At 70.3% G+C, this 10330-nt stretch carries 13 protein-coding genes and 1 pseudogene; 8 read left to right on the top strand and 6 right to left on the bottom strand.

What is annotated here, in order from left to right; translation table 11 throughout:
* Both AB0D29_RS34470 and AB0D29_RS34465 read left to right on the top strand, forming a co-directional pair.
* Positions 1 to 92 (top strand): annotated as a pseudogene (locus AB0D29_RS34470) (lytic transglycosylase domain-containing protein); the annotation flags it as partial.
* Positions 93 to 336: 244 nt separating this feature from the next.
* Positions 337 to 1677, top strand: coding sequence for a S28 family serine protease (locus tag AB0D29_RS34465; RefSeq protein ID WP_362859684.1), 1341 nt, complete (start codon positions 337 to 339; stop codon positions 1675 to 1677).
* 55 nt (positions 1678 to 1732) lie between these two features.
* Here the strand turns inward: AB0D29_RS34465 and AB0D29_RS34460 are convergent, their stop codons facing one another.
* Both AB0D29_RS34460 and AB0D29_RS34455 read right to left on the bottom strand, forming a co-directional pair.
* On the bottom strand, positions 1733 to 2473 hold the full coding sequence (locus AB0D29_RS34460; protein ID WP_362859683.1) for a DUF6193 family natural product biosynthesis protein: 741 nt from the start codon (positions 2471 to 2473) through the stop codon (positions 1733 to 1735).
* Between the two features lie 126 nt (positions 2474 to 2599).
* Positions 2600 to 3721, bottom strand: a complete 1122-nt coding sequence (locus AB0D29_RS34455; protein ID WP_362859681.1) for a helix-turn-helix domain-containing protein — start codon at positions 3719 to 3721, stop codon at positions 2600 to 2602.
* Positions 3722 to 3819: 98 nt separating this feature from the next.
* On the opposite strand from AB0D29_RS34455, the gene AB0D29_RS34450 reads away from it, so the two are divergent.
* Entirely contained in the window at positions 3820 to 5049 is a 1230-nt protein-coding gene (locus AB0D29_RS34450; protein WP_362859680.1) for an MFS transporter, read from the top strand.
* On the opposite strand, the gene AB0D29_RS34445 is transcribed toward AB0D29_RS34450, so the two are convergent.
* Positions 4994 to 5434, bottom strand: coding sequence for a nuclear transport factor 2 family protein (locus tag AB0D29_RS34445; protein WP_362859679.1), 441 nt, complete (start codon positions 5432 to 5434; stop codon positions 4994 to 4996). The two genes, AB0D29_RS34450 and AB0D29_RS34445, sit on opposite strands and share 56 nt — an antisense overlap.
* 135 nt (positions 5435 to 5569) lie before the next feature.
* Here AB0D29_RS34445 and AB0D29_RS34440 point away from each other — a divergent pair, with 135 nt between their 5' ends.
* Entirely contained in the window at positions 5570 to 6142 is a 573-nt protein-coding gene (locus tag AB0D29_RS34440; protein WP_362859678.1) for a helix-turn-helix domain-containing protein, read from the top strand.
* Between the two features lie 74 nt (positions 6143 to 6216).
* Here AB0D29_RS34440 and AB0D29_RS34435 read toward each other — a convergent pair whose 3' ends face one another.
* Positions 6217 to 6759 carry an MOSC domain-containing protein gene (locus tag AB0D29_RS34435; RefSeq protein ID WP_362859677.1) on the bottom strand — a complete coding sequence of 181 codons (543 nt, stop codon included), beginning with the start codon at positions 6757 to 6759 and terminating at the stop codon, positions 6217 to 6219.
* A 209-nt stretch (positions 6760 to 6968) separates the two neighbouring features.
* Here AB0D29_RS34435 and AB0D29_RS34430 point away from each other — a divergent pair, with 209 nt between their 5' ends.
* The 4 genes from AB0D29_RS34430 to AB0D29_RS34415 all read left to right on the top strand — a co-directional run bounded on the left by AB0D29_RS34430 (position 6969) and on the right by AB0D29_RS34415 (position 8824).
* Entirely contained in the window at positions 6969 to 7322 is a 354-nt protein-coding gene (locus AB0D29_RS34430) for a hypothetical protein (protein WP_351589210.1), read from the top strand.
* 170 nt (positions 7323 to 7492) lie between these two features.
* Complete coding sequence (locus AB0D29_RS34425) at positions 7493 to 8104, top strand: GPP34 family phosphoprotein (protein ID WP_362859676.1); 612 nt, start codon at positions 7493 to 7495, stop codon at positions 8102 to 8104.
* Between the two features lie 91 nt (positions 8105 to 8195).
* Complete coding sequence (locus AB0D29_RS34420; RefSeq protein ID WP_362859675.1) at positions 8196 to 8441, top strand: antitoxin MazE7; 246 nt, start codon at positions 8196 to 8198, stop codon at positions 8439 to 8441.
* Between the two features lie 2 nt (positions 8442 to 8443).
* Positions 8444 to 8824 (top strand): toxin Doc, encoded by a 381-nt coding sequence (locus AB0D29_RS34415; protein ID WP_362859673.1) that lies wholly within the window; start codon positions 8444 to 8446, stop codon positions 8822 to 8824.
* Between the two features lie 114 nt (positions 8825 to 8938).
* Here AB0D29_RS34415 and thpD read toward each other — a convergent pair whose 3' ends face one another.
* Together thpD and AB0D29_RS34405 are read right to left on the bottom strand one after the other, a co-directional pair.
* A complete protein-coding gene (gene thpD, locus AB0D29_RS34410; RefSeq protein WP_362859672.1) occupies positions 8939 to 9841 on the bottom strand; it encodes an ectoine hydroxylase in 903 nt (300 codons plus the stop codon).
* Positions 9842 to 9879: 38 nt separating this feature from the next.
* A complete protein-coding gene (locus tag AB0D29_RS34405; RefSeq protein ID WP_362859671.1) occupies positions 9880 to 10287 on the bottom strand; it encodes an ectoine synthase in 408 nt (135 codons plus the stop codon).
* Positions 10288 to 10330 lie beyond the last annotated feature (43 nt).

Here is a 10330-nt window from a genome sequence, read left to right as displayed (position 1 = left end):
CCCAGATCAAGTGGGGCCTGGACTACATGAACGAGCGCTACGGCAGCCCCGTCGGCGCCTGGAACTTCTGGTCCGCCAACCACTGGTACTAAACCTGCCGGAACACAGGCACACAGCAGACATACCGAAGACGCCCGGCCGGAACCCTCCGGCCGGGCGTCTTCGCGTCTCCCGTCACGTTGTGCAGGGGGACCAGACGGCAAGGCCCCCGCCGGGCAGCGACACGAAGCGCCAGGGGCGTCAGAGTCAGGCCAGGGGTTGTCTCCCCCCACATGGGGGAGACGCCTTCCACGCTTGGGGGATCCGCTGTCCCAACGCGTCCGGTTGTCTGGGGGTATGAAGAACACGACAAGACATCTGCTCGCTCTGTTCCTGATGACCGTACTGACGGCCACCGGACTGTCCGCGCCGGCTCTGGCACAGCCGGCGGACGGCGACATCCGGGCCCGGATCGAGGCCGTCCCCGGAATGCGCGTGCTCGGCGAACGGCCCGCCGCCGCAGGCCAGGTCGTCCTCGACCTCAGCTACCGACAGCCCACCGACCATCGGCATGCCGACCACGGTTCCTTCGACCAGAGGCTGACGCTGGTGCACAAGTCGACCCGGCGCCCCATGGTGCTCTACTCCAGTGGCTACGACCTCGGACCGTCGCCGAACCGCCTGACCGAACCGACCGAGTTGCTGGACGCCAACCAGATCAGCACCGAGCAGCGGTTCTTCGGGACCTCCAAGCCTGAAGACCCGGACTGGTCCAAACTCACCATCTGGCAGGCGGCCAGTGACCACCATCGCCTCATCACCGCCCTCAAGAAGATCTATCGCGGGGCATGGATCTCCACCGGCGGCAGCAAAGGCGGGATGACGGCCGTCTACCACCGCCGCTTCTATCCAGAAGACGTGGCCGGTACCGTCGCCTACTCCGCCCCCAACAACACGGATGACGGAGACGACTCCGCGTACGACGCGCGCCTCGAACAGGTCGGCACCACCGAGTGCCGCGCCGCGATCAAGTCCGCTCAGCGGGAGGCGCTGATACGGCGCGAAGCGATGACAGAGCGGTACGCACGGTGGGCCAAGGGCGAGAAGAAGACCTTCCAGACCCTCGGCAGCGCAGACCGCGCGTTCGAACTCGCCGTGCTGCGCCTGCCGATGATGTTCTGGATGCATCAGCCCACGGGCAGCTGTGCGTCCGTCCCCACCGCCGCAACCACGGACGATGCCCTCTACGCCTGGATCGCCCGGGTGACCCAGGTGCCCGTTTACACCGACCAGACCCTCGAGGCCTTCACACCGTACTTCTACCAACTGGGCACCCAACTCGGGTACGCGCAGTTCGCCACCCCCCATCTGGACGGACTGCTGCGCTACCCGGGGATACAGGAGATGCGCACCTACGTGCCGCGGAACATACCCCTGGAGTTCCAGCCCTCGGCGATGGCGGACATCGACCGTTGGGTACGACGCCACGGCAGCTCGCTCCTGTTCGTCAACGGCGAGAACGACATCGCGGTCGCGGAACCCTTCCGCCCGGGTAGCGGCACCTCCGACTCCTACTTCCTCGACGTGCCCGATGCCAACCACCACATCTCCATAGCCGGTCTGCGTCCGAACGACGCAGACCGGGCGACCGCCGCGCTGCGCCGATGGGCCGGCCGGCCGGGGCCCGCGGTCCGCTAGCGTCACTGGTTCTGGCCGGCGGGCCCGACGAGCGCGGCACACGGAGCGAGGCCGGTCAGCGGCCGAGTGTGACGGGGCCGAGTGTGGACGGCAGTTGGCGTACGGCTGCCGCCACGGCCTGCGCCGCCGTGGTGAACCGGGCGGGGTCCTCGTCCGCGAGGGACGCGGCGAGCGCGTACTCGCCGACGCCCCGGGTCTCCAGGAGGGGACCCACGACCGAGAGGCGCGGGCGCGTGGTGGTCGAGAAGCGCAGTGCCCAGTGGCTCGTGAACGGGTAGAGCCGCCGGAGCGCCGGTTGGGCGTAGGCATGCTCGATGAGGGCCTGGTACGCGGGCTGCCACGGGTACTCCAGCTCGTTCGCCTCTGTTCGCAGGTGCCGCCACTCGCTTTCCGTCAGGAGTCCGGGGTCGAGGTCGGGCACGTCGAAGCGGCCGGTCTGCCGCACGAAGGGAGCCGCCTCGCAGATGTCGCTCAAAGCCGCCCCGTCGTGCCAGGCCCGCGCGGCCTCGGCAACCTGCGCCAGATCGTCCGTCGTGCCCTCGATGAGGGCCATTCCATCGAACGACGCGACGCCCCTGATCGACCACAGCCTCTTGTGGTCGTACGCACTGACGTGCAGGGGCTCGCGGTACGGGAGCGTGCAGTCGACCGACGCGGCGAGCAGCGGATCGGCCTCGGGGCTCGTGAGGGGAACGGAGGCCAGACGACCTTGCGCCACGGCGCGGAGCGCCGCGCCGAGGCTGCCGTGGGCCTCAACGTCGGGATACAGGACAGCTGGATCGGGGTATATGGCCACAACCCCTGATTGTGCCCGACGTGACGTGGCGTTTTACGGGAACGTGAGGTGGCCGGCCCGACAGGGCGCCGGTTCGCCGGGTACAGGCGGTCCAGCCGGCCGCAGAGGCCCGGCAGACCGGGTCACTCAGCGCAGTACGGCCGCCAGCAGGTCCGTGCCCAGCGCCGTCAGATCGGGCAGGTTGAGGGTGTAGCGGACGTAGCGACCGTGCCGTCGGGCCGTGAGCAGGCCCGCCCGGCGCAGGACGGCGAGGTGGCGGGAAACCTCCGGGGGCGAGAGCTCCCAGGTGTGGGCCAGCTCGCCGGTGGTGTGCGGGCCGCGGGCCAGGGTGCGCAGCAGCCGCAGCCGTACGGGATGTGCGAGCGCCTCCAGCCGGAGAGAGACCGTCTCCAGTGGGACCGGCTCGGATGGAGTCGGCTCGGCCACGGGGTACTGGACCACCGGCTGCCACCCGGGCGCGTGCACCGCCACCAGGTGCGGGCGGCCGAAGACACTGGGGATGAAGGTGACCCCGGTGCCGCGAGCGGCGGTTGATTTGTCCTGCAGCTTGTCCACGACGATGCAGTCGCCGTCCGGTGCGAGGGTGACCGCTCCGGAGACCGACGCGAGCGCCGCCCCGATGCCCTGGTGTCTCAACAGGTCGTTCTTCAGCCGCAGGTCGGTGGCGAGCTGCACGGCGACGCCGGCCCAGGCGGCGTCGAAGAAGGCCTCGGCGCACTGTTCGAGGGTCTGACGCACCCGAGCTCGCACGGCGGCCGGGTCCGCGAGCAGGCGTTCCGCGAAGGCCTCCTGCCGGCCGCCGCGGGCCTGGGCCAGGTCCAGGGCCCGCTCGCGCGCCCTCGCATCGGTGAGCGGCGATGGCGGCGATGGCAGTGGCGACGGTGACCACGGCGGCGGGCCGGCGGAATGGAAGCGAGTGCTGCCGCACGTGGTGACGAGCGCGGCCGTCACGTACGTTTCGTCGTCGATCCGGTCCACGTCGTCCAACTCCTCGGCGAGGGTCGGCCGAGGCCGGGCGGGGATCAGGAAGTCCGCCTGTGAGGAACGCCAGAGGAACTCCGCCTCCCGCAAGCGCTCGGCCAGCTCCGGCCGCAGAGCGGCCCAGACGTCCCCGGCCCAGCCCGCGAGGTGCGGATGGTGTCCGGGTTCGGCCAGTACGTGCAGCATCGCGGTCAGCTCGGCCAGCGGGGAGGCGGCGAACCGCAGTCGCTCGGACGGCAGTCCGCTGATGTCGATCCTCAACGTCACCCCGTCATCATCACTGACCGGACGGTCGGCTCCGGCATCGGTTGACGATGTCCGTCAACCCACGTGCCCGGCCCGGAGGCCGAACGCACGTTGACGCCATGACGACCACCACCACCAAGATCCGGCCCCGCGCCCTCGTCCGTGGCTCCGGCGGCCCCCGCTATGCCGTCGCCCTGCTCGTGGACGCCCTCGGCACCGGCTTGCTGCGGCCCTTTCTGCTGCTCTACGGGGTGACGGTGCTGAGGCTGTCCGCGCCGGCCACCGGCATCGCCATGACGGCCGGCGTCGTCGTGGGTCTGGTGTGCATGCCCGTGGTGGGCCGGTGGCTGGACCGGGGCGCACGCAGCACGGTCGTGGCAGCGTCGATGCTGGTACGAGTGCTGGGCGTGGCGCTGCTGCTGGCCACCCCGGCGGGGCACGTCTGGCCGTTCGCGACGGCGGCGCTCCTCCTCGGCATCGGCAACCAGGCATGGCCGGCCGCCCACGCAGCGCTCGTGGCCACGGTCGCCCACGGCCGCGAACGCGACACCGCTCTCGCGGCGGGCCGCGCCCTGCGCAACGCCGGTATGGGCGCGGGCGCGCTCCTCGCCACCGCCTGCCTGGCGGGCGGCGCCACCGCCTTGCAGGCGCTGGCAGCCGTCACCGGGCTCGCCTACCTCACCGCGGCGGCCCTGGCGTGGTCGGTCCGGCTGCGCGCGCAGCCGGCCGCCACCCCGGCCGAGGGCATGGACGACGGGCCCGCACCCCGGATGCGCGCGCTGCTGGCCGCCAACGTGGTCTACGCGTTCTGCCTCAACGTCCCCGAGATCGCGCTCCCTCTGGTCCTGGTGACACAGCTGCACGCATCCCCGGTGTGGTCGGCGGCCATCTTCGTGGCCAACACGGTGCTGGTGGTCACGCTGCAGGTGCCGGTCACCGTCCTGATGTCCCGCTTCTCGCGGCGGAGCGTGCTGGCCCTCGCGGGCGTGGTGCTCACCGTGTCCTACCTCGGCTTCCTCGCCGCGACCTCACTGGGACACGGCTGGGGAGCCCCGGCCGTCGCTGCGGTGTCCGTACTCTGCACCATCGGCGAGATCATCTACGCCGGCAGCGCCACCGCGCTCGTCACCGTCCTCGCCCCGGCCCATGTCCTGGGACGCACCCTCGCCCGCTTCGAGCTTTCCACGGGCTTCGGCCTGGCCGTCTCCCCGGCGGTCATCACCGGCCTCGCGCCCCACGGCTCGGCCGCCCTCTGGGGCAGCCTCGCCGCTGCGACGCTCCTCGCTGCCGGCGCTACTTCCCTTCCAGTGCCGCCACCAGCTGAGGGAGTTTGCCGTCGGCCACGATGAGGGCGAGGTGGTCGTGGTAGTCCCGGCTGCTGATGATCAGACCGTCGCGGACCCGCAGCACCTGGATGTTGGCGGCCTCGAAGGTCCGCCCGGTCAACCGGTGGTGCACGTGGTAGTCGAACTCGGCGACGACGACCTCCGCGTCGTCGGTTTCCCGGACGACCACGTTCGCCGGGGTCAGCTCCACGGGCGAACTCGCCGCGACCAGAGCGAACCGCTCCCTGAGCGCGGCCCGCCCCTCGATCCGGCGCGGACCGGCGGGCTCGAAGACGGTCTCCACCACGGCGTCCTCGGCGTAGAGCTCGGCCAGCTCCGTGTACCGCCCGGCACCGATGCCCTCGATCAGCCTCTGGAAGACCTCGCGCGGTGAGAGAGTTTCGGGCATGACGACCTCCGTGGGATCCGGTGGGATCCGTAGATAGAATCGGACTGGAGACTCCGCTTTGACGATACGGACTACAGACTCCGGTTGTCCAGAGTGGTTCTGCCGTCGGCGGCGAAAGGTGGGGGAAGGAGAAGCATGGGTGGCGCTCAGGAACGCCCGCTGCGGGCGGACGCGGCCCGTAACCGGGCCAGGCTGCTGGATGTCGCCACGGAGGTGTTCACCACCCGCGGCGTCGGCGTGCCGACCGAGGAGATCGCGCGAACCGCCGGGGTCGGGGTCGGCACGCTCTTCAGGCACTTCCCCACCAAGGAGGCGCTACTGGAGGCGGTGATGGTGCGCAGGCTGGAGACGATGGCGGCCCATACCGCACGGCTGGCCGCCGACGCCGGGCCTGCCGAGGCCTTCTTCGCGTGCTTCCGCCTGGTGGTGGAACAGTCCGAGGGGAAGAACGAGTTCGCCCAGGCGCTCGCCGCGGCGGGGGTGGACGTACACGCGTCCCTGCAGGGGCCGACCCTCGAGATCCAGGCCCGCCTGGCCGATCTGCTGGCCGGGGCGCAGCGGGCCGGGGCCGTCCGCCCCGAGTTGGGCCTGCCGGAGTTCATCGCCCTGCTGGCCGGCACCGGCAGGGCGATGGAACAGCTCGGAGCGGACCCGGCGCCCCGGGAGCGGATCTTCGAGGTGGTCTTCGACGGGCTCCGGCCACGCTGACCCGGGGCCGGAGCGGTGCCGATCAGCCGCCCTTCGACGGCGACGCCCCTGCGGCGTACGGCGTGGGGGAGAGGTCAGACCCGCTCCAGGGGGCGGTGCGGCCCGCTGGGAAGCTCCGCTTTGATCGTGTCGCCCGGGCGCACGGAGCCGTCCTCCTTCACGACGCACATGATTCCTGCCTTGCGCACGATGTTCCCGGCCTCGTCGCGGCCGACGACCTGCTTCAGCAGTCCGTCCTGGAAGGTGTCTATCTGAACGCAGGGATTGCGCAGGCCGGTCACCTCCAGCACGGCATCGTCGCCGATGTGCAGCAGCGTGCCGACGGGCAGGCCCAGCAGATCGATGCCGCGGGTGGTGACGTTCTCGCCGAGATCACCCGGCCCTACCTCGAATCCCTCTGCACCGACCTCGGCGAAGAGCTCCTCGTGGATGAGGTGGACCTGGCGCAGGTTCGGCTGCGTCGGGTCCTGCGCGACGCGCGAGCGGTGCTTGACCGTCACGCCCGCGTGGACGTCGCCTTCCACGCCGAGGCCGGCGAGCAGCGTGATGCTGTCCCGGTTCGGTTTGGTGAACGAGTACTCGCTGTTGCTGCTGACTGCCGTGACTGTCCCGTACATCGTCGGAGCCCCCTCCTCAGTGGTGATGATCAGCTACGACCCTAACCCTCGACCTCAGGGTGCGACCGCTAGAGGGGGCACGCACAAGGGGCTGGTCGCAGCGATGGCCAGGGGCGGAAACTGTCTGGGTGTCGGGCTCCTGGAGCCGGTATCGTCCGGTCTCCGACCAGCCGTACCAGCGGGCCTTCCGCGAGCAGAGAGCGATTCACATGACCAGCCGGCGTGCGACGACGACCCTGTGGCGCCCCACCGGCCCCGAGGAGCTGGACCTGGTCCGTGAGCTGAACTGGCGTGCGTGGCCGCCCCGCCTCCCCGAGCAGCCGATCTTCTACCCGGTCCTCAACGAGGACTACGCGATCAAGATCGCGCGGGACTGGAACGTGAAGCACAGCGGCGTCGGCTTCGTGACCCGATTCGAGGTCGAGTCGGAGTTTCTGAGCCGGTACCCCGTCCAGCAGGCCGGGGGACGGACGATCCTCGAGCTGTGGGTTCCGGCCGAGGAGCTGGACGAGTTCAACGCTCACATCGTCGGCGAGATCCAGGTGGTCCACGAGTTCCGCTGAGACGGGGTGGTCACCGCGGCAGCCCTGGTCGCGGGGCTGCGGGGCGAGGGATCGGTGGCGCACCGGGCGGCGAACGGGGCCGAGGCGCATGCGCGTTCTCATGACCGTCGGGGGCCGAGTCGATCAATAATGGGCCGGCGACCTGCCTGCACGGTTGAGAGGAGCCCTTGATGACCACACCGCGGGACTTGTTGATCATTTCCATGGACACGGGGTCCGGTAGCTCCGTCGAACAGGGGGAGCTGTCGCTCGCGCTCGCCGGGGCCGAGGTGATCGACCTCCTCGCAGCCGAGGCCGTCAGGCTGGACGGGGATCACATCGTGCCGGGCCAGCAGACCGCCCCGGCTGATCGCCTGCTGGAGCAGGCGGCCGCGTCGCTCGTTCGGGAGGAGCCCTACGAGTCGGTCGACGACTGGCTGTGGCGCCGGGGCCGCGGCCTCTCCGCGGCCTACCAGGCCGAGCTGGAGGCTGACGGGCAGCTCGTCCGGCAACGCCGCCAGGGGATCTCCTTCCGGGCCGGTCAGCTGGTGCTGGCCGATTCGCCCGCCCGCCGCCAGGCCGCGGACCGCTGGGCAGCGGACGAACCCGTCCTCGTCACCCTCGCGGGGGCCGTGGGGGTCGGAGAAAAGCGGACCGAGGATGCTCCGGACGTGGCCGACGACGACGTCGCGACCGTGCTGGCCGCCGTCAGCGACGCGCTGGTGGAACTGGCGTCCGTACGGCAAAGGCGTGCCATCGAGGACGCGGCCTTCGACAACATCTGGCGGGGCGGCGGCGGATGACGACGGGCGGGCGGTCCGGGCGGACCCCGCCCGGACCGGCGAATCACCGAAGGGTATTCGTGAGGGTATTCATGAGTGCATACTCGGAGGTATGGCAGATACGACTGTGAAGATCGACTCGGTGACCCGGGACCGGTTCGCGGCGGTGGCCGCCGCCCATGGCATGAGCGTGCGCGCCTATCTGGCGGAGCTGGCCATCGAGCAGGAGAACCAGCTCGCCCTGGGCCGGGCGACCGCCGCGTTCCGCGAAGCGGTCGGCCAGCCGGGCATCGCGGAGGCGTTCGACCGTGAGTTCGGCGGGCTGCCGTCGTCCGCGAGCGCCCACCGGGCGGCCTGATCTTGCAGCTGCACATCGACCTCCGCTGGCTCCTGGACCGGCAGGAGGAGCTCCTCGGCAACGAGCTGGGAGTGCGGGACTACTCGGGTCTGGTGGCCGCGGTCGCGCGCCATCGCGTGAACACCCCGGCGTGGGCGACCGACGAGCCCGACGCGTACTGGCGGTCGGCGGCGCTGCTGGAGCAGATCGTGCTCCTGAGGCCGCTGCCGGCCAGGAACGAGTACTTCGGCTACGGCGTGGCGGTGGCCTACATCAGGGCCTCCGGCCACGACGTGGACACCGCCTTCGAACCATGGCGCGACCTGATCAACGACATCCGCGCACTGCGCCTGACCGTCTACGACGTGGCCGAACGACTGCGCTCCCTGCAACGGGAACGCTGACGGCGCCCACAGCAGTACGCTCTCCACGGTCACACAGCCCGGCGCGGCACGGCCCGGCGCAGCACGGCGGACGTGGACGGGCCCGGCGCGGCCCGTCCACGTCGTGCGGACGCGTCAGCCCACGGGGGTGAAGTCCTGCGACGCGATGTACCCGGGACGGCGCACCGGCGCGGCGAAGGGCTTCGACGGGCGGTTCTCGACGCTGTTGAAGACGAGGAAGACGTTGCTGCGCGGGAAGGGCGTGATGTTGTCACCCGAGCCGTGCATCGCGTTGCAGTCGAACCATGTGGCCGAGCCCGCCTTGCCGGTGAAGAGCTTGATGCCACAGGCCGAGGCGAACTTGGTCAGCGCCTCGTCCGACGGGGTGCCGGCGTCCTGCATCTGGAGGGACTTCTTGTAGTTGTCCTTCGGCGTCGCACCCGCGCATCCCAGGAAGCTCCGGTGGGAGCCGGGCATGATCATCAGGCCGCCGTTGGTGGTGTGGTTCGGCGTCAGCGCGATGGACACCGACACGGTGCGCATGTGCGGCAGACCGTCCTCGGCGTGCCACGTCTCGAAGTCGGAGTGCCAGTAGAAGCCGCTGGCGCCGAACCCGGGCTTCACGTTGATCCGGGACTGGTGCACGTACACCTCGGAGCCCAGGATCTGCTGCGCGCGCCCCACGACGCGCGGATCGGCGGCGAGTGCCGCGAACACCTCGCTGATCCGGTGGACTTCGAAGACGGAGCGTACTTCGCGGGACTTCGGCTCCACGATGGACCGCTCGTCGGCCAGCGTCGACGGGTCACGGAGCAGCCGGTCCATCTCGTCCCGGTAGACGTCCACCTCGTCGGGCGTGATGAGTTCGTCCACGGACAGGAAGCCGTCGCGCTCGAAGCTCTCCAGCTCGTGGGCCCACATCGGGCCCGGCGTGCCGGGCTCGGACCAGACGACGGGGTCCACGCGGCCGGTGAGCACCTCCTCGGAGCCCCGGGTCGGATACAGGTCGTGCACAGTGCGGGTGGATGCGTAGGTCATGGTGGTGCCTGCCTCTCCTCTCTGCGTGTTCGGGTACGTCAGCTCTGCTGGTCGGGTTCGGTGAGCAGCGGATACACGCCGTTCTCGTCGTGGTCCTCCCGCCCGGTCACGGGCGGGTTGAAGACGCACAGGCAGCGGAACTCCTGCTTCACGCGAAGGGTGTGCCGTTCGTGGCCGTCGAGGAGGTACATGGTTCCCGGCGTGATCGTGTAGGTCAGGCCGGTCTCCTCGTCCTTGAGTTCGGCCTCGCCCTGCGTGCAGACCACGGCCTCCACGTGGTTCGCGTACCACATGGACGTCTCGGTGCCGGCGTACAGGACGGTCTCGTGCAGCGAGAAGCCCACGCGTTCCTTGGCCAGGACGATGCGCTTGCTCTCCCAGGTGCCCGATGCCGCCCTGACGTGGCGGTCGGTTCCCTCGATGTCCCGGAACGAGCGGACGATCATGGTGGTGCCCTTCGTGGTGCGTACGTGGTACGTGGTACGGGGG

Origin of the sequence: Streptomyces sp. NPDC048424 (assembly GCF_040651555.1) — a bacterium.
Lineage (GTDB): Bacteria > Actinomycetota > Actinomycetes > Streptomycetales > Streptomycetaceae > Streptomyces.
This window is presented reverse-complemented; position numbering and strand designations above follow the sequence as displayed.

Excerpts from the sequence above, each read along its gene's own strand:
- AB0D29_RS34435 (WP_362859677.1), bottom strand. The coding sequence starts at position 6,759 with ATGTACGGGACAGTCACGGCAGTCAGCAGCAACAGCGAGTACTCGTTC.
- AB0D29_RS34430 (WP_351589210.1), top strand. The coding sequence starts at position 6,969 with ATGACCAGCCGGCGTGCGACGACGACCCTGTGGCGCCCCACCGGCCCC.
- AB0D29_RS34450 (WP_362859680.1), top strand. The coding sequence starts at position 3,820 with ATGACGACCACCACCACCAAGATCCGGCCCCGCGCCCTCGTCCGTGGC.
- AB0D29_RS34465 (WP_362859684.1), top strand. The coding sequence starts at position 337 with ATGAAGAACACGACAAGACATCTGCTCGCTCTGTTCCTGATGACCGTA.
- AB0D29_RS34440 (WP_362859678.1), top strand. The coding sequence starts at position 5,570 with ATGGGTGGCGCTCAGGAACGCCCGCTGCGGGCGGACGCGGCCCGTAAC.
- AB0D29_RS34445 (WP_362859679.1), bottom strand. The coding sequence starts at position 5,434 with ATGCCCGAAACTCTCTCACCGCGCGAGGTCTTCCAGAGGCTGATCGAG.
- AB0D29_RS34420 (WP_362859675.1), top strand. The coding sequence starts at position 8,196 with ATGGCAGATACGACTGTGAAGATCGACTCGGTGACCCGGGACCGGTTC.
- thpD (WP_362859672.1), bottom strand. The coding sequence starts at position 9,841 with ATGACCTACGCATCCACCCGCACTGTGCACGACCTGTATCCGACCCGG.
- AB0D29_RS34425 (WP_362859676.1), top strand. The coding sequence starts at position 7,493 with ATGACCACACCGCGGGACTTGTTGATCATTTCCATGGACACGGGGTCC.
- AB0D29_RS34405 (WP_362859671.1), bottom strand. The coding sequence starts at position 10,287 with ATGATCGTCCGCTCGTTCCGGGACATCGAGGGAACCGACCGCCACGTC.